We start from the raw sequence: 17236 nt of genomic DNA, 5'->3' as shown, positions 1-17236 counted from the left end.
TCCAACAGGTCTCATTGGACATTCTCCATCCCCCCGCTGCACGCAATGGGTGGCGGTTGCGCGAAGGAGCTGCCGGTTTCGGCCGGGACCTGCGTCACTCCTGCGGTTCGTCCGGGCGATGGCGTGGCGCCACGCTTGCCTTCCGGCCGCGTTACTGTCCTTCAGGTGCGATCTATTTCGCTAAGCCGCCTTGGGGCGGAACGCTTGCCGTTCGGCATTCGCTCGACCGTAGAGGGCGTGCGTCTATGCCCCGCACGTTTCGAACTGCGAGCCGGCGGATTCAGCGGGAAGGGCGAAGCGGCGAAACCCGTTCGCCGGCGGCGGCGTATCGAAGGATTCAGCTCTCGGCGGCTTCCAGCGCGTCGATTTCCGAAGAGAGCGTGATCCAGCTCTCTTCCTCGAGCCCGAGCTTGCCGCTCTGCTCGCTCCGCTGGCGGGCCAGATCGGCGGCCTTTTGCGGATCCTTGGCATAGAGGGACGCGTCTGCCAGCTGGCCGTCGAGCTCGGCGATCTGCCGCTCCAGCCGTGTCATCCGTGTCTCGACGTCTTTCAGCTTCTTGCGCAAAGGCGCGGCCTCCGCCCGCCGGCGTGCTGCGATCTGCCTGGCGGTGTCGGCTTTGGGGGCGGCGCGGTCGTCCTTGCGGTCTGAGCGACGCAGCACCAGCTTGCGGTATTCGTCGAGATCGCCGTCATAGGGGGCGACGGTGCGGTCGGCGACCAGCCAGAGCTGTTCCGCACAGGCGTCGAGCAGCGAGCGGTCGTGGCTGACCAGAATCACCGCGCCGGGATAGTCGTTGATCGCCTCGACCAGTGCCTGACGCGCGGCGATGTCGAGGTGATTGGTCGGCTCGTCGAGAATCAGCAAATGCGGTCCGTGGAACGCGGCGAGCCCGAGCAGCAGCCGCGCCTTCTCGCCGCCCGACAGTGACGACACCGGCGTGTTGGCGGCGCCGCCGGAGAACCCCAGCTCGGCCGCTCGCGAGCGCACCTTCGCTTCCGGGGCGTCGGGCATCAGCCGGCGGACGTGATGATAAGCGCTTTCATCCGCCACCAACTCGTCGAGCTGATGCTGCGCCAGATAGGCGATGTCGAGGCCGGCCGCCCGGACCATCCGACCGGACAGCGGCTCGAGCCGGCCGGAAATCAGTTTGGCGAAGGTCGACTTGCCGTTGCCGTTCGGACCCAGCAGGGCGATGCGGTCGTCATGGTCGATGCGCAAGGTGAGGTTGCGCAAGATCGGCTTGCCGGGCTCATAGCCGACCGACACACCGTCCAGCGTCAGGATGGGCGGCGAGGGAATGCGCTCGGGGTGACGGATCGCGATCGCCGCCGCGGCCTCGCCGGCCTCCTCGGCTAGCGGCTCCATGCGTGCCAGCGCCTTCAGCCGCGACTGGGCCTGCCGGGCCTTGGTCGCCTTGGCGCGAAAACGCTCGACGAACGCCTCCATGTGCCGGCGCTTGGCTTCCTGCTTGGCGCGCAGCTTCTGGTTCTGCAGCAGCTTCTCGGCGCGCTGGCGCTCAAAGGAATCATAGCCGCCGCGCCAGAGCTGCAGCTTGCCCTGGTCGAGATGCAGGATGAAGGAGACGGATTCGTTCAGCAGTTCGCGGTCGTGGCTGACGATTAGTACGGTGCGCGGATAGTGGGCCAGGTAATCCTGTAGCCAAAGCGTGCCTTCGAGATCGAGATAGTTGGTCGGCTCGTCGAGCAGCAGCAGGTCCGGTTCGGCGAACAGGATCGCGGCAAGGGCGACGCGCATGCGCCAGCCGCCGGAGAACTCCGAACAGGGGCGCTGCTGCGCGGCATCGTCGAAGCCGAGGCCGGCGAGGATGCGGGCGGCGCGGGCCGGCGCCGCATGGGCGTCGATGTCGACCAGACGGGTCTCGATCTCGGCGATCCGGCTCGGATCGGTCGTGGTCGCGCTCTCGGCCATCAGCCGCGCGCGTTCGGTGTCCGCCGCGAGCACCACGTCGATGAGCTTGTCCGGGCCGGCCGGCGCCTCCTGGGCGACCTGACCGATGCGGGCGCCGTTAGGGATGCGGATCTGTCCGCTCTCCAGCGACAGCTCGCCGGTGATGGCGCGGAACAGCGTGGTCTTGCCGGCACCGTTGCGGCCGACAAGCCCCACCCGCGCGCCTTCCGGTATGGCGACGGAGGCGTGGTCGATGAGCAGGCGCCCCGCGAGGCGCAGCGATATGTCGTCGAGGGTGATCACCCGCGCCTTTTGCCTTGCCACGCGAGCCGGGGCAAGAGGCGGCGTCGCACTGGAGGCTGTGTCATTCGGGCGAGGTCAGAGGGGCGTGGCCAGTCCGCTCTCGCGCTGGAAGGCGACGAGATCCAGCGAGGGAGCCCCGACATTGCCGAGGAAGTGGCTCAGCAGCGCATGAGTCTGTCCGCGATGATGGGTCTGGTGATTGAAGAAATGGTCCAGCGCGGTGTCGAGCGGCTGGGTGAAGCTGGCGCCGGAACTGTTGGCGTAGCGGATGTCGGCGGCCAGCGCCGGCTCGTCAAGCGCGGTGGCGAAGGTGATGATGCGGGCGTCTTCATCGAGGCGGGCGCGCTCGAGAGCGTCCAGATCCTCGAACAGGATGGCGTCGAGGTGCGCTGCAATCTCGCCCATGCCGGTAAAGCGCTTCATCCATATGCGGTCCGTGACCAGCAGATGGTTGAGCGTGCCGTGGACGGAGCGAAAGAAGGTGCCGCGATCCTCTCGAAATTGCAGTGGCGATAGCTGTGCGGCCGCCCGATAGATCCGTCGGTTCGCCCAGGCGTTGTAGCGGGATAGGGTGAGGTAGCGTGTTGCTGTCATCGACTTCACCTCTGCACGCAAGACTTGTGACGGCTGGCGGGGGATTATTGGACTTGACGACGAGCGCCACAAGGAATGTGCTTCATATGGGGGCATTGTTGGGAGTCGTGCGGTTTTAAAATACCGTTCGACCTGGGGCACTGACCATGAAAAAGTATCTTGCTGAATTTATCGGCACGGCCGTGCTTGTACTTTTCGGTTGTGGATCTGTCGCGGTCACCGGTTTCGCTGCAATTTCACCTGTGTGGTTCCTTGCGGTGGCTTTGGCGTTCGGCCTGTCGGTGGCGACGATGGCCTATGGCATCGGCCCGATCTCCGGCTGCCACATCAATCCCGCGGTGAGCGTCGGCGTGTGGGCGGCCGGCCGCCTGTCGACCGGCGATCTCGTCGGCTATGTCGTCTCCCAGGTGCTGGGTGGTATCGCCGGTGCCGCACTGCTCTATCTCATCGTGTCCGGCAAGATCGGCGGCTATGATCTCGCGACCTCCGGGCTTGGCCAGAATGGCTGGGGCGAGGGCTATGGCGGCGGCTATGGGACGGGCTCGGCCATCCTTGCCGAACTGATCGGCACCTTCGTCTTCCTTGTGGTGATCCTCGGTTCGACCAGCAAGGGCGGCGTCACGCCGGTGGCCGGCCTCGCCATCGGCCTGACGCTGGTGATGATCCACATCGTGTTCATCCCGGTGACGGGTGTGTCGGTCAATCCGGCGCGCAGCATCGGTCCGGCGCTGTTCGTCGGCGGCAAGGCGATCGAGCAGCTCTGGCTGTTCATCGTGATCCCGCCGATCGGCGCCCTGCTGGCCGGGTTGCTGTTCCGGGCCAAGCTGCTGGAAGACTAATCCGCGACAGCCGGCCTTTGGAAGATGAGATGGGCGGTGGACGCGAGTTCGCCGCCCGTTGCGTTTGCGAGCCTGCCTCGTGGCCCGACGGTATGGAGGTGTCGAGGCTGAGACGTTCTGGGCCGCAAAGATGGAAAGCCCCGGCTCGCCTGGGCGAGCCGGGGCGGATCAGCGCGGATCCGGGGTCGGCGAAACGGATCGCACCGTCGTCAGCCGGCCTTGACCGGCAGGATTCACGCTAGGACCCGGCAGCGGAACAGGGGCTGAACATTCCGTTGGCTGCCATTCATCCCGTGCTGTGTGAGGGAGGCCGGCGAGCCGCGCGAAAAAATGCCCCGGCCTCTTGGGGGAGAAGCCGGGGCGCTATGGGCTCGCGTGGGGCTTGGGGGAGTGGGATGCCGCGAGCCTAACCGTAAATCTCTCAGTAGCAGACGGCTCGCTCGACCTGTCGCATCTGGCCGGCGTCACTGACCCACCGCGTTTGCACCACGCAATCACCCGCGATCGGGTCAAGCGGAAGCTCTACGGTGTTGACGACGGGTGTGGGCCGGAAATAACCGGTGGCAGAGGCTCCACCCACAAAGATGGCGGTGAGCGCCATCAGGGCCGCAATCGATCCAATGACAAAAGCCTTCGTCATGACACACGCCTCCGCCTCCCGGCGGATACAGTGCCGCCGGCATCTAAGTCTTTGAACTGCGACCCAATTTATTCAAATCGACTTCACCGCCGTCTTTCGATGTCAAACGCTACGTAGGGTATCTACCCTGTTGTCAACGTTAACGCCGTCTTAACGTGTGGATGAGTGGGAAAGTTCCAAGGGTCGATCATGAAGTCGTGATCGACCGGATTTTACGGTTCCCTGTGGCTTCGACATCATCTTGTCGCGGCAGCGCACCATCGCTATAAGCCGCAGCGAAATTGCTTCCCCCCTACGTAGGAAAGAACGTCATGGCGCTCGAGCGCACCTTTTCGATCATCAAGCCCGATGCGACCCGCCGCAACCTGACCGGCGCGGTCAACAGCCACATCGAGAAAGCCGGCCTGCGCATCGTCGCGCAGAAGCGCATCCTGCTGACCAAGGCGCAGGCCGAGACGTTCTATGGCGTCCACAAGGAGCGTCCCTTCTTCGGCGAGCTGGTGGAGTTCATGATCTCCGAGCCGATCGTCGTGCAGGTGCTCGAGGGCGAGAACGCCGTCGCCAAGTATCGCGAAGTGATGGGCGCCACCAATCCCGCCAATGCGGCGGAAGGCACCATCCGCAAGGATTTCGCCCTGTCCGTCGGCGAGAACTCCGCTCACGGTTCCGACAGCCTGGAGAACGCGGCGATCGAGATCGCGCAGTTCTTCTCCGGCAACGAGATCGTCGGCTGAGCGTCGCGATCCTTCGCTACGCCGTCCTTTAATACCGCACCCCGTTCGGCTTGCCGGGCGGGGTGTTGTTTTTTGTGCGGCGGCGAAGACTTGTTGCACGCGCAACAGCATTTACGGCAGGAAATTTCCCGTCCTGGGGTTGGCCACCTCGTCGATTATTATGTATGTTGCTTACATGGGCGCTGCGGGGGTCCGGCCACAGGAGAAGTGGCCCGCAGCGGGGATGCCGATTTGGCGCGCCAAGAGCGCCCGGGAGTGGGCCCGCCGGAGCCACCTCCTCTTGCCTCACCGTAAACCGGCGCGCCAACGCCGAGGGAAAACCATAATCGTGCCTCGTCCGCGGGCGGACGGGCGGTGAGGGAAATCATATGAGCTATCTTGAGCCTCTATTCTGGCTCGCGTTGGTCAAGATCATCTGGATCAACGTGCTGCTATCGGGCGACAATGCCGTCGTCATCGCCATGGCCTGCCGGTCGCTGCCGGACAATATGCGCCGCTGGGGCATGATCCTCGGCGCCGGCGTGGCGGTCGGCATGCGTATCGTGTTCACCGCGATCATCGCGGTGCTGCTCGGCCTGCCCTGGCTGCGCATCGTCGGGTCGCTGGCGCTGATGTATATCGCGGTCGATCTGGTGGTGCCCGAGGGCGAGGACGGCGAGGGCGGCGTGCAGGCGCATGACAGCCTGTGGCGCGCCGTCGGCACCATCGCGGTGGCCGACCTGGTGATGAGCCTGGACAATGTGGTCGCCATCGCCGCGGTTGCCGACGGCAACTGGGTGCTGATCACCATCGGTCTTGTCATCTCGATCCCGATGATCGTGGCCGGCGCCGCGCTGATCATGTCGCTGCTGTCGCGCTTCCCGGCCCTGGTATGGGCCGGCGCGGCGCTGCTCGGCTGGGTGGCCGGCGAGATGTTCGTGTCGGACATCAAGATCGTCGAATATCTCGGCGAGGCCTTCGTGCACCGCTTCGAATATCCGGCGGCGGCTCTCGGGGCGGCGCTGGTGCTGGCGATTGGCTGGTTCATGGCCCGGCGTATCAGCGCCGGTTCGGCGCGGCACGACGCGACGCACTGACAAGCTTCGCGATCTCGTCGCCTGAGAGGCGCCCGCACCTGAAAAGGTTGCGGGCGCCTTCAGTTGGCAGGGAGCGTTCTGGTACAGATAATTCCGTATGCCAGAATTCCCTGCGCGAAGCGGGATCGTTCCACTCATCGAGACGTTGACGACCTGAGAGGACGCGATGGATTTCACTAGTCCCATATTCTGGGTATCGCTGTTGCAGATCATCTGGATCGATCTGCTGTTGTCCGGCGACAATGCCGTCGTTATCGCGCTGGCGTGCCGTTCGCTGCCCGAGAAGCAGCGGAAATGGGGCATTCTGCTCGGCGCTGCTGCTGCTGTCGGGCTGCGCATCATCTTCGCGCTGGCCGTCTCCTACCTGCTCGGCGTGCCGCTGCTGAAGGTGGTGGGCGCGCTGCTGCTGTTCTGGATCGCCATCAAGCTGGTGCTCGACGAGGGTGGCGAAGGCCACCATGTCGAGAGCGCCGACAGCCTGTGGAAGGCGGTGCGCACCATCGCCATCGCCGACGCGGTGATGAGCCTCGACAATGTGGTGGCGATCGCCGCCGCGGCGCGCGGCCATGCCGAGCTGTTCATCTTCGGCCTGCTGCTCACCATCCCGCTGATCATCTTCGGCTCGCAGCTGATCCTGAAGCTGATCTCGCGCTTCCCGGTGCTGATCTGGTTCGGTGCGGCGCTGCTGGGCTGGATCGCCGGCGAGATGCTGGTCAGCGACAAGATCGTGCTTGAGACGATGCAGACCATGTCGCCGCAAATGGTTGAAACCATTGCCGATCCGGAGGATCCGGTGGGGCTGAAGCCAGCTGCGCTGCCGCATTATCTGGCGGCGGCGATCGGCGCGGCTTTCGTGGTGGCCTTCGGCTGGATCGTGAAGAGCCGGCGTTCCGAGGCGGTGGCTTCCGGCTCGCACTGAGCCCGCCGACGCCGTTCCAATGAGACAGGCGCTCCGCTACGATGGTGGCGGAGCGCTTTTTCATGAATCAGCATACGTCCCCTGCGAAGAACCCGTCCGTGCGTATCGGCCATTCGGCTTGCCCGCATGACTGTCCGTCCACCTGCTCGCTGGAAATCGAGATATCCGGCAATAGGATAGGCCGGGTGCGCGGTTCGCGGGACAACAGTTTCACCGCCGGGGTGATCTGCGCCAAGGTGGCGCGCTATGCCGAGCGGGCGCATCACCCGGACCGGCTGACCCAGCCGCTGCGGCGGACAGGCCCCAAGGGATCGGGCGCCTTCGAGCCGATCTCCTGGGACGAAGCGCTTGATATCGTTGTCGAAAAATTTGTCGCAGCCGAGGCGGCGCACGGGCCGGAGGCGGTGTGGCCCTATTACTATGCCGGCACGATGGGCCTCGTCATGCGCGACGGCATCAACCGGCTGACCCATGCCAAGGGATATTCGCGTTTCTTTTCAAGCATTTGCGTTAATCCGGCCTGGTCCGGCTTCATGGCCGGGGCGGGGAGATTGTCCGGGCCGGACCCGCGCGAGATGGGGCGGGCCGATCTCAACGTCATCTGGGGCACCAATCCGGTCTCGACCCAGATTAATGTGATGACTCATGCGGTTAGGGCACGCAAGGAACGCGGCGCGCCGATCGCGGTGGTGGATGTATACCGCTCGCCAACCATGGAGCAGGCGGATATCCCGCTGCTGATCCGCCCGGGCACCGACGGCGCGCTCGCCTGCGCGATCATGCATGTGCTGTTCGCGGAGGGTTTCGCCGACCGGGCCTATCTCGCCCGCTATGCCCGCGACGCCGAGGGTTTCGAGGCGCATCTCGAAGGCAAAACCCCGGAATGGGCGAGCGCGATCACCGGGCTTCCGGCCTCGGAAATCATTGATTTCGCTCGACTTGTCGGGCGGACGCCGAAGACATTCATCCGTGCCGGCTACGGTTTCACCCGCTCGCGCAACGGCGCGGTGAACATGCATGCCGTCACCTGCATCCCGACCGTTACCGGCGCCTGGCAGCATGAGGGCGGCGGCGCCTTCCACTCCAATTCGGCGATCTTCGGCTGGAACAAGAGCCTGATCGAAGGCACCGACCTGCTGTCCGGTGAGGTGTATGGTCAGACTGATCGGGTGACCGGTGAGGCCAGAGCGACGCGCCAGCTCGATCAGTCGCGCATCGGTGCCATTCTCTGCGGCGAGCAGGAGGCGCTGGCCGGCGGTCCCCCGGTGACCGCCATGCTGATCCAGAACACCAACCCGGTGACCATCGCCCCCGAGCAGGAGAAGGTGCGCGCCGGCTTCGCCCGCGAGGACCTGTTCGTCGTCGTGCACGAGCAGTTCATGACCGAGACGGCGGTCATGGCCGACATCGTGCTGCCGGCCACCATGTTCACCGAGCATGACGACATCTATCAGGGCGGCGGCAACCAGTATGTCACCCTCGGTCCCAAGCTGGTGGACCCGCCGGGCGAGTGTCGCTCCAACCACGAGGTGATCTGCGCGCTGGCCGAGCGGCTTGGGGCGCGGCATCGCGGCTTCGAGATGAGCTCGCGCGAGATCGTCGACTGGACGCTGCAGGCAACCGGGCGCGGCACGGTCGAGGACCTGGAGGCGAAGCACTTCATCGACGTGCAGCCGGATTTCGAGACGGCGCACTTCCTCAAGGGCTTCTCCTGGCCGGACGGCAAGTTCCGGCTGAAGCCGGACTGGGCCAAGGTGCCGTTCAAATCGCCGGGGAAGTTCGGGCCGGTGGCGGACATGCCGGCGTTCCCCGACCATTGGGCGGTGATCGAGGAGGCGACGGAGGAGTACCCGTTCCGGCTGGTGACGGCGCCGGCACGCAGCTTCCTCAACTCCACCTTCACCGAGACCCCCGGCTCGCTGGCCCGCGAGAAGCGGCCGACGCTGATGATCCACCCCGACGATGCCGCCGGGCTCGGGATCGCCGACGAGGACGAGGTGCGGGTGACCAGCGCGCGCGGCACGGTGACCTTGCACGCGGCGATCTTCGACGGGCTGCGGCGCGGCGTGGTGGTGGCGGAATCGATCTGGCCGAACGGCAAGCACGTCGGCGGGCGGGGCATCAACACGCTGACCGGCGCCGACCCGGTGGCGCCGGTGGGCGGCGCGGCGCTGCACGACAACCGGGTGCGCATCGCGCGGGTGGGGTAGGGCTCTCTCGCACGGTTTGCCGGGGCGGGGAGGGCCTGCGTGCTTCGAGGTGCGCTTGTCGTCTGCCCTTGAAGCCCCTTGAAGCCCAAAGTCCCCCTCGTCCTGAGAGCGCCTGATCCGCAATTCCTGACGACCTCTCCCCAATGGGGAGAGAGGGCCCGCAAAGCGGGTCGATGAGGGGGACGACATTGCGGAGCGTTGGAGACCCCTCACCCCACCCCCCGCCGGGAGAGGGGGCTTTGCCGCTCTTGCGGCAATGACGGGTCAGATACTCGGGTGCGAGCCCTCGGGTCTGGCCTCCGGCAAACCCAAGGACAGGCTCCATGAGCCTCGAAGGATGTTCGGTAAAGCGCACCCGGACGCGCATCCCTCAAAGCCCGGCCGATGGTCGGGCGCCTCAGGATGAGGATGCAACTGGTGGAAGTCGCGTTTCGGGTCAGGCCCTCGGCACAGGAGCGACATCGGGAGCCGGCCGTTCGCCGTCATTCCGGCCAAAGTGCAGCTTCGAGCCGGGATCGCTCGCCAATGTCTGCGCGATGCCGGATCGGCCCCGCGGACCGTCCGGGACGACCTCTTCGGGATGATGCCTTCGGGAAAGCGACTTGGTTCGTTCCCGTGGGTGGTCCGGGATGACAGGGGAGGCGCTTTCCAGCGGGGCACGGTGGGAACGTGCAAGACGCCGGCGCCGGCCTCGGCTAATCGGCAGGCTGCGTCGCCGCCATCCGGCGCGCACCCGCACTGATGTGAGCAATGACCGGGCTGCGCCCTTCGCGAATCGTCGATCTCTCGCGAGAAATCGCCGACAATCCGGCCGACCCCGCCTTCATGCGGGTGAAGATCACCCATCGCCCGCATGGTCGCGCGCGTTGGCTGGTGCGTCTCGTCGGCAAGCTGCCGTTCCGGCTGTTTCCCCGCGCTTTCGCCGGCTGGGCGGACGATGTCATCACCCGCCTCGGCGTGCACGCCACCACCCATATCGACGCGCCCTGGCATTACGGCCCGACCGATGCCGAGGGCCGGCGGCTGCCGAGCATCGAAGCGATGCCGCTCGAACTCGGCTTCGGGCCGGGCGTGGTGTTAGACATGACCCACAAAAGCGAGGGCGAGGAGATCACCGTCGCCGATATCGAAGCCAGTCTCGCGGCCAGCGGGGCGAGCGTCGGGCCGGGCACCATCGCGCTGATCCGCACAGGGCGCGACCGCTTCCTCGGCAGGCGGGACTACTGGACGCTGGGCACCGGCATGAGCGCCGCCGCCACCGAATGGCTGATCGACCACGGCGTGAAGGTGATGGGCATCGACCAATGGGGCTGGGACGTGCCGCTGCACCACCAGATCCGCCGCAGCCGAGCGGAGAACGACCGCGAGGTCTTCTGGGCCGCGCATCTGGTGGGAAGGCGCAAGCCCTATTGGCACATGGAGCAACTGGCCGGGCTCGGCCAGCTACCGACACACGGCTTCGACGTCGCGGTGTTCCCGCTGCGCATCAAGGGCGCCTCGGCGGCGCCGGCGCGGGTGGTGGCGCTGCTCTACGACTGAGCCGGGCTCAGCCGACCGCCGCCGGCGGCACCACCAGAGCGTGGGCGTCGAGCTCGAATTCGTCGACGCGCACGACGCTGCCGTCGATGCGGGTGCGACCCTCGCAGACGAGGCGCAGGGCTGCCGGGTAGATGACGTGCTCCTGCCTGAGCACCCGGGCGCCGAGCGCCTCGGGCGTGTCGCCCTCCAGCACCGGGACGGCAGCCTGCATGATGATCGGGCCGACATCCATCTCCGGCGTGACGAAATGCACGGTGCAGCCGTGGATCTTCACGCCCTCGGCCAGCGCCCGCTCATGAGTGTGCAGCCCCTTGAAGCTCGGCAGCAAAGCGGGGTGGATGTTGATCATCCGGCCCTGCCATTTGCGGGTGAAGCCGGGGGTGAGCAGCCGCATGAAGCCGGCGAGGCAGACGAAGTCGATCTCCTCGGCTTCCAGCGCGGCGTCGAGGGCGGCGTCGAAGGCGGCGCGGTCCGGCTTGCCGGCCTCGTCGCGGAACAGCATGTGGTCGATGGCGCGGACCGGGATGTTGCAGGCCTGCGCCCGGTTGAGGCCGTGCGCGTCTGGCCGGTTGGAGATCACGCAGGCGATTTCGCCGGGAAAGCCGGGCACCGCCGCCGCCTCGATCAGCGACATCATGTTGGAGCCACGCCCGGAGATCAGCACGGCAATGCGGGGGGCGCCGGTGCGGGAGCTTGCCACGTCCGGTTCTCCGCTCAGAGCGGGCAGGCGAGGTCGAGCGCGCCGTCATAGACGACATGCGCCGCGCCCTCGCCGGGCTCGATGGCGCCGAGGTGGATCACCTCTTCGCCCTGGTCGGCGAAGGCATCGGCCACCGTCTCGGCATGCTCGCAGGCGCAGACCACCACCATGCCGATGCCGCAGTTGAAGGCGCGCAGCATCTCCTCGGCCGCGACGCCGCCGGTCTGGGCCAGCCAGCGGAACACGGGCGGCACCGGCAGGCCGTCGAGGTCGATGCGGCCGATGGTGCCCTTGGGCAGCACGCGGGGCAGGTTCTCGGTGAGGCCGCCGCCGGTGATGTGGGCGAGCGCCTTCACCTTGCCGGTCTCGCGGATGACCGACAGCGCCGGCTTCACATAGAGCCGCGTCGGGGTGAGCAGCGCCTCGCCGACGGTCTGGCCGGCGTGGAACGGCGCCGGGGCGTCCCAAGACAGGCCGGACAATTCGACGATGCGGCGCACCAGCGAATAGCCGTTGGAATGCACCCCGGAGGAGGCGAGGCCGAGCAGCACGTCGCCCGGCGCGATATCCGCTCGCGGCAGCAGCTCGCCGCGCTCCACCGCGCCGACCGAGAAGCCGGCGAGGTCGTAGTCGCCCTCGGCATACATGCCGGGCATCTCGGCGGTCTCGCCGCCGATCAGCGCGCAGCCGGATTCGGTGCAGCCCTTGGCGATGCCGGTGACGATCTTGGCGCCGACCTCGGGGGCGAGCTTGCCGGTGGCGAAATAGTCGAGGAAGAACAGCGGCTCGGCGCCCTGCACCACGAGGTCGTTGACGCACATGGCGACGAGGTCGATGCCGATGGTGTCGTGGCGGCCGGTCTCGATGGCGATCTTCAGCTTGGTGCCGACGCCGTCGGTGGTGGCGACGATCAAGGGATCCTTGAAGCCGGCGGCCTTGGGATCGAACACGCCGCCGAAGCCGCCGATATCGGCATCGGCGCCGGGCCGGCGGGTGGCCTTCACCAGCGGCTTGATCAGGTCGACGAGCCGGTTGCCGGCATCGATGTCGACGCCCGCGTCGCGATAGCTGAGACCCTGCCCGTTGCCGCTCATGTTGCGCCCCTTCATCGGAAAGCACGCGGATTAGCCGCTTATCGGGCGTGGGGCAAGCCGAGGCGGCCGCGCCGATCCCCGCGCGGGTGCTTGTGTGCGGCCTCAGCGATGGCCGGCGCGGTCGATGCCGAGCGCGGCGAGCCCGGCGGCGAGGCCCCAGAAGGCGGAGCCGATGCCGAGCATCGACACGCCGGAGGCGGTCACCGCCAGCGTCAGCACCGCCGGGAAACGGCGGGGCGCATCCGCCATGGCGGTGCCGAGCGCGTTCACCAGCGGCCCGAGCAAAGCGAGGCCGGCGAAGGCGGCGATGAGGCCGGGCGGCAGCGCGGCGATCAGCGCCACCAGCGAGGCGCCGCCGGCGGCCAGCACCAGATAGGACAAGGCGTAGAACGGGCTCGCCAGCCAGCGCTTGGCCGGATCGGGATGGGTGTCCGGCCCGGTGCAGATCGAGGCGGTGATGGCGGCGAGGTTCGAGGTGAGCGAGCCAAAGAAGGCGGTGACCAGCGAGGACAGGCCGGTGACGGCGAGGATCGGCGGGGTCGGCGGCCGGTAGCCGGCGGCCTGCAGCACCGCGAGGCCGGGCAGGTTCTGCGAGGCCATGGTGACGATGTAGAGCGGCACGCCGACGCCGATCAGCGCCTCCATGTCGAATTGCGGCCAGATGAATGTGAGCGCGGGGGCCGGGATGGCGTCCGGCAGCGGCCCGACGCGGCCGAGGAAGAAGGCGAAGGCGATGCCGAGCGCCAGGATCGCCAGCACCGCGCCGAACGGGCTGATGCGCCGGGCGACGAGGAACAGCACCACCAGCGGCAGCACCAGCAGCGGATCGGCCTGCGCCGAGGTGAACACGGCGGCGCAGAAGCGGAACAGCACGCCGGCCAGCATGGCGGCGGCGATGGCGACCGGCAGGCGCTGCACCAGCGCGCCGAGCGGCTTCACCGCCGCGGTGGCGAGGATGAGCAGCGCGACGAGCAGATAGGCGCCGACCGCGGTCGAGGGGGTGAGCCCGTGCGAGCCGGCCACCAGCGCCGCGCCGGGTGTCGACCACGCGGTGATGATCGGCATGCGGAAGCGCCAGCCGAGAAAGGCGGAGGTCGCCGCCATAGACAGGCAGAGGCCGATCACCGCCGAGGAGGTCTGCGCCGGGCTCGACCCGACCGCCTGGGCGGCGGCGACGATGAGGGCGAGCGTGCCGCCGAAGCCGACCAGCGCCGCGACGACGGCGGAGGTGACGACCGAGGCGCGCAGGGCGGGGGCAGGAGGGGCGGGCGGGGTTTGGGCGGGGGCGTGCATGGGCGGGCACCACGGCAGGCGGCGGGACGGCGGGGAGGCGAGGATGGGTACGAGGGCGGAGAACGAGAAGATTGCGGTCCATCGCTTGTGCCATGCCGGCGCGGCGGCGTCACGCCGGGCGGGACCGGATCCCGCGATCGCGGCGGCGGCGATCGGGCGCTTGGGTTCGACCCTCCAAGAGGGTTTCCGCTCCTCCGGCTTCCGCTTCTTCCGCGCTCTCGATTCGCCGGCGCCATCGACGGGTCCGGCAACGGCCGGGAACCTGGCATTCGGTCCCGCCGGAGCCGGCCTCCGCCCCAGCTGGCCGACGGGGGGCGGAGAGGGTGGGGGCGATCGGGCGGCTCACATGTACCGGCGCTCGTTCTGCCGGCGCTCATCCGGCCTCTCCCAGCGGCATCAGTCGCCCTGGCGCCACGAGGCGGCCTCCCCTCGGGCAGGAAGGGGAGAGGAGCCCGGTCCCGCGCGCCGGTCCTTCGCGTGTCAGGCGAGGCGGCCGATCGGGATGAATTCCGGGGCGTCGTCGGCGAGCGGCCCGCCATTCCAGTCGCCGAGCCAGCGCTCGACGACGAGGCCGGCTTCGGTGATCAGCCGGGCCAGTTCGTCGCGCGGGGGAAAGGCGATGTGGCTGGCGGCGACCAGTTCGCGGCCGTCCGGCAGCCGGTAGACGGTCTCGTAGGTGACGATGCCGGTCGCGGGGTCGTGGACGGCGCCGTTCCACGCCTCGACCTCGCCATGGCGCGGATGCGACACGAGGCGGCGGGAATTGTGCGGTTGCCATTCCTCCCACTCGCGGCAAGCGGGATTGCGGCTGTCGAAGACGAAGCGGCCGCCGGGCGCGAGGTGGCGGGCGATGGTGGCGAGGGCGGCGCGCCGGTCGTCCTCGGTCAGGAAGACCTGGAAGGCGTGGCCGGTCATCACGACGAGATCGAAGCGGCGACCGAGATCGAGAAGGCGGGCATCCGCCTCCACCCATTGCACCGCCGCGCCGCCCGGCCGGGTGCGGGCGACGTCGAGCATGGCGGCGGCCGGGTCGACGCCGACGCGGAACGGCGCTGCGAGGCCGGCAAGGAAGCTGCCGGTGCCGCAACCGAGATCGAGCACCGAACCGACGCCGCGCGCCAGTTCGGCGCAGAAGGCGACATCGGCGCCGCCCTCGTTCTCGGCATCGTAGAACGCCACCAGCGCGGCGTCGGTATAGAGCGGGTCGTGGTGGAGGGGGCGGGCATCGGTCATGTCGAGCTTCCTCCTGTCCGCGCTCATGGTGTGACATGGCCCTTGATGGCGTCATCAAGGACGGCGCGGCAGGGAACGCGGTACCGCCGGGCCTGTCAACCGAGGCGGCCGCTCGCGGCATAGGGCGTGAGACTTCGGTCTTCGCCGGGGCGCCGACTTTCCTGTCGCCGTCACACCTGAGCCCCGCCGCGCATGGGAGTAGGGAGTAGGGAGGAGGGGGGACATATGCGGGCGTGCGTCCGGCGACAGGGGCAGGCAGGAGAGGCATGGGAGCGGCGCCTGACCTCGCTGTCCACGCGGACAGGCGGAGCACCGGTGGGCCGGGAAGACGCCCGGGTCTGCGGGCGCTCGGGGGGACGTGGTTCCCGTGTGCTTGGGGGCGGCGCCTTGGCAAGGCCCGTCCTGCGCACTATGTGCGCTGCGAGGAGTCCCGCCCGACGTGAACCTGCCCAACGCCATCACCATCCTGCGCCTGTTCGCCGTGCCGGCGGTGGTGTGGGCCATCGCCGATGGCCGCATCGCGCTCGCCTTCTGGATCTTCCTCGCCGCCGGCATCTCCGATGCGGTGGACGGCTTCATCGCCCGCCACTTCAACCTGCAAAGCGAACTCGGCGCCTATCTCGACCCGCTGGCCGACAAGGCGCTGCTGGTGTCGATCTATGTCGCGCTGGCGCTCTCCGGGCAGGTGCCGGGCTGGCTGGCGCTCGCCGTGGTGGTGCGCGACGTGCTGATCGTCGCCGCGGTGGCGGCCGCCTTCGCCATGGAGCGGCCGGTGACGATCCGCCCCCTGATCGTCTCCAAGCTCAACACCGCCGCGCAGATTGGCTTCGCGGCGCTGATGCTCGGGACGCGCGGCTTCGACATCCCGCTCGGCCATGCCTATGAGGTGGGGCTGGTGCTGGTGGCCGGCCTCACCACGCTCTCCGCGCTCGCCTATCTTTTCGAGTGGAGCCGGCACCTCGCCCGCTGAATTGCGGGGAGACGCCATTGCGCCGCAATAATTCCTGATATCAATGCGGGTGACGAAACGTGACAGCCGGGATCGGTCGAACCGCATGATGTGGCACAAGCAGGTAACGTTCTGGCTGAGCTTCCTGACAGCCATCGTGCTGATCTGCTGGCTGCTCTCGGGGGTTCTGCTGCCCTTCGTCGCCGGTCTCGCGCTCGCCTATTTCCTCAACCCGGTGACGACGCATCTCGAACACTGGGGCGTCAACCGGCTGGTGGCGTCGCTCGCCACCATCGCGCTGACGGTGCTGGTCGCGATCCTGCTGCTGCTACTGGTGGTGCCGATCTTCGGCGCGCAGTTCTCCGCCTTCCTGGAGCGGCTGCCGGAATACATCGTCAAGCTGCAGAACATGGTGACGAGCGAGGGCGCGCTCTGGCTGAAGACGGCGATCGGCGACCGGCTGCCCAACATCCAGCAGAGCCTCAGCCAGCTGGTGACGCAGGGCGCCTCCTATATCCTCAGCTTCGTGCAGTCGGTCTGGACCGGCGGGCAGGCGCTGATCTCGCTGTTCTCGCTGGTGGTCATCACCCCCGTCGTCGCCTTCTACCTGCTGAACGACTGGAACGACATGGTGGCCAAGGTGGATTCCTGGCTGCCGGTGAAGAACCGCGACAAGATCCGCGAACTCGCCCGCGAGATGGACCGCGCCATCGCCGGCTTCGTGCGCGGGCAATCGCTGGTGTGCCTGATCCTCGGCAGCTTCTACGCCATCGCCCTGACGCTGACCGGGCTGAATTTCGGCTTCGTCATCGGCCTCGTCTCCGGCGTCATCACCTTCATTCCCTATGTCGGCTCGCTGACCGGCCTCTTGCTCGCCGGCGGCGTCGCCATCGTGCAGTTCTTCCCGGACTACACGATGATCGGCCTCGTCATCGGCATCTTCGTGTTCGGCCAGTTCATCGAGGGCTACATCCTCTCGCCGAAGCTGGTGGGCGACAGCGTCGGGCTGCACCCGGTGTGGCTGATGTTCGCCCTGCTGGCCTTCGGCTACCTGCTCGGCTTCCTCGGCCTGCTGCTCGCCGTGCCGCTCGCGGCGGCGGTGGGGGTGCTGGTGCGCTTCGCGATCCGGCAATATCTCGACAGCCCACTCTATACCGGCGAGGAAAAGGGCGAGCCCGACGCCGGCTCCGAGGTCCGCTGACCC

15 protein-coding genes are annotated in these 17236 nt (G+C 67.6%); 8 read left to right on the top strand and 7 right to left on the bottom strand.

What is annotated here, in order from left to right:
- Positions 1-337 precede the first annotated feature (337 nt).
- Together LGR54_RS11550 and LGR54_RS11545 are read right to left on the bottom strand one after the other, a co-directional pair.
- Positions 338-2212 (bottom strand): ABC-F family ATP-binding cassette domain-containing protein, encoded by a 1875-nt coding sequence (locus LGR54_RS11550; RefSeq protein ID WP_230362119.1) that lies wholly within the window; start codon positions 2210-2212, stop codon positions 338-340.
- A 75-nt stretch (positions 2213-2287) separates the two neighbouring features.
- Positions 2288-2806, bottom strand: coding sequence for a DinB family protein (locus LGR54_RS11545; RefSeq protein ID WP_230362118.1), 519 nt, complete (start codon positions 2804-2806; stop codon positions 2288-2290).
- A gap of 146 nt (positions 2807-2952) precedes the next feature.
- Here LGR54_RS11545 and LGR54_RS11540 point away from each other — a divergent pair, with 146 nt between their 5' ends.
- Positions 2953-3645, top strand: coding sequence for an MIP family channel protein (locus tag LGR54_RS11540; protein ID WP_230362117.1), 693 nt, complete (start codon positions 2953-2955; stop codon positions 3643-3645).
- Positions 3646-4066: 421 nt separating this feature from the next.
- Here LGR54_RS11540 and LGR54_RS11535 read toward each other — a convergent pair whose 3' ends face one another.
- Positions 4067-4285: a hypothetical protein gene (locus LGR54_RS11535; protein ID WP_230362116.1), complete on the bottom strand. Its 219-nt coding sequence runs from the start codon at positions 4283-4285 to the stop codon at positions 4067-4069.
- Positions 4286-4596: 311 nt separating this feature from the next.
- Here LGR54_RS11535 and ndk point away from each other — a divergent pair, with 311 nt between their 5' ends.
- The 5 genes from ndk to LGR54_RS11510 all read left to right on the top strand — a co-directional run bounded on the left by ndk (position 4597) and on the right by LGR54_RS11510 (position 10763).
- Positions 4597-5019: a nucleoside-diphosphate kinase gene (gene ndk, locus LGR54_RS11530; protein ID WP_230362115.1), complete on the top strand. Its 423-nt coding sequence runs from the start codon at positions 4597-4599 to the stop codon at positions 5017-5019.
- A gap of 368 nt (positions 5020-5387) precedes the next feature.
- On the top strand, positions 5388-6095 hold the full coding sequence (locus LGR54_RS11525) for a TerC family protein (protein ID WP_230362114.1): 708 nt from the start codon (positions 5388-5390) through the stop codon (positions 6093-6095).
- A 166-nt stretch (positions 6096-6261) separates the two neighbouring features.
- A complete protein-coding gene (locus LGR54_RS11520; protein WP_230362113.1) occupies positions 6262-7014 on the top strand; it encodes a TerC family protein in 753 nt (250 codons plus the stop codon).
- A 62-nt stretch (positions 7015-7076) separates the two neighbouring features.
- Positions 7077-9224, top strand: coding sequence for a molybdopterin-dependent oxidoreductase (locus tag LGR54_RS11515; RefSeq protein WP_230362112.1), 2148 nt, complete (start codon positions 7077-7079; stop codon positions 9222-9224).
- Between the two features lie 750 nt (positions 9225-9974).
- The gene (locus LGR54_RS11510) at positions 9975-10763 is read left to right on the top strand and encodes a cyclase family protein (protein ID WP_230362111.1); all 789 of its coding nucleotides are present in this window, start codon (positions 9975-9977) and stop codon (positions 10761-10763) included.
- A gap of 7 nt (positions 10764-10770) precedes the next feature.
- Here LGR54_RS11510 and purN read toward each other — a convergent pair whose 3' ends face one another.
- The 4 genes from purN to LGR54_RS11490 form a co-directional block, all read right to left on the bottom strand.
- Positions 10771-11463, bottom strand: coding sequence for a phosphoribosylglycinamide formyltransferase (gene purN, locus LGR54_RS11505; protein WP_370638189.1), 693 nt, complete (start codon positions 11461-11463; stop codon positions 10771-10773).
- Between the two features lie 14 nt (positions 11464-11477).
- Complete coding sequence (gene purM / locus LGR54_RS11500) at positions 11478-12557, bottom strand: phosphoribosylformylglycinamidine cyclo-ligase (RefSeq protein ID WP_230362110.1); 1080 nt, start codon at positions 12555-12557, stop codon at positions 11478-11480.
- A gap of 102 nt (positions 12558-12659) precedes the next feature.
- Positions 12660-13805: a benzoate/H(+) symporter BenE family transporter gene (locus tag LGR54_RS11495; RefSeq protein ID WP_230362486.1), complete on the bottom strand. Its 1146-nt coding sequence runs from the start codon at positions 13803-13805 to the stop codon at positions 12660-12662.
- Positions 13806-14330: 525 nt separating this feature from the next.
- Positions 14331-15083: a trans-aconitate 2-methyltransferase gene (locus tag LGR54_RS11490; RefSeq protein WP_230362109.1), complete on the bottom strand. Its 753-nt coding sequence runs from the start codon at positions 15081-15083 to the stop codon at positions 14331-14333.
- Between the two features lie 439 nt (positions 15084-15522).
- On the opposite strand from LGR54_RS11490, the gene LGR54_RS11485 reads away from it, so the two are divergent.
- Both LGR54_RS11485 and LGR54_RS11480 read left to right on the top strand, forming a co-directional pair.
- A complete protein-coding gene (locus tag LGR54_RS11485) occupies positions 15523-16053 on the top strand; it encodes a CDP-alcohol phosphatidyltransferase family protein (protein ID WP_230362108.1) in 531 nt (176 codons plus the stop codon).
- Between the two features lie 85 nt (positions 16054-16138).
- Positions 16139-17233 (top strand): AI-2E family transporter, encoded by a 1095-nt coding sequence (locus LGR54_RS11480; RefSeq protein ID WP_230362107.1) that lies wholly within the window; start codon positions 16139-16141, stop codon positions 17231-17233.
- The last annotated feature ends 3 nt before the right edge of the window (positions 17234-17236 follow it).

The sequence above is a fragment of the Ancylobacter sp. Lp-2 genome (assembly GCF_020523795.1).
Taxonomy (GTDB): Bacteria; Pseudomonadota; Alphaproteobacteria; order Rhizobiales; family Xanthobacteraceae; genus Ancylobacter.
Note: the sequence above shows the minus strand (reverse complement) of the source record. Positions and strands in the feature narration are given on the sequence as shown.

Coding starts and splice junctions, on each gene's coding strand:
- LGR54_RS11510 (WP_230362111.1), top strand. CDS start 9,975: ATGACCGGGCTGCGCCCTTCGCGAATCGTCGATCTCTCGCGAGAAATC.
- ndk (WP_230362115.1), top strand. CDS start 4,597: ATGGCGCTCGAGCGCACCTTTTCGATCATCAAGCCCGATGCGACCCGC.
- LGR54_RS11540 (WP_230362117.1), top strand. CDS start 2,953: ATGAAAAAGTATCTTGCTGAATTTATCGGCACGGCCGTGCTTGTACTT.
- LGR54_RS11535 (WP_230362116.1), bottom strand. CDS start 4,285: ATGACGAAGGCTTTTGTCATTGGATCGATTGCGGCCCTGATGGCGCTC.
- LGR54_RS11515 (WP_230362112.1), top strand. CDS start 7,077: ATGAATCAGCATACGTCCCCTGCGAAGAACCCGTCCGTGCGTATCGGC.
- LGR54_RS11525 (WP_230362114.1), top strand. CDS start 5,388: ATGAGCTATCTTGAGCCTCTATTCTGGCTCGCGTTGGTCAAGATCATC.
- LGR54_RS11520 (WP_230362113.1), top strand. CDS start 6,262: ATGGATTTCACTAGTCCCATATTCTGGGTATCGCTGTTGCAGATCATC.
- LGR54_RS11490 (WP_230362109.1), bottom strand. CDS start 15,083: ATGACCGATGCCCGCCCCCTCCACCACGACCCGCTCTATACCGACGCC.
- purM (WP_230362110.1), bottom strand. CDS start 12,557: ATGAGCGGCAACGGGCAGGGTCTCAGCTATCGCGACGCGGGCGTCGAC.
- LGR54_RS11545 (WP_230362118.1), bottom strand. CDS start 2,806: ATGACAGCAACACGCTACCTCACCCTATCCCGCTACAACGCCTGGGCG.
- LGR54_RS11480 (WP_230362107.1), top strand. CDS start 16,139: ATGATGTGGCACAAGCAGGTAACGTTCTGGCTGAGCTTCCTGACAGCC.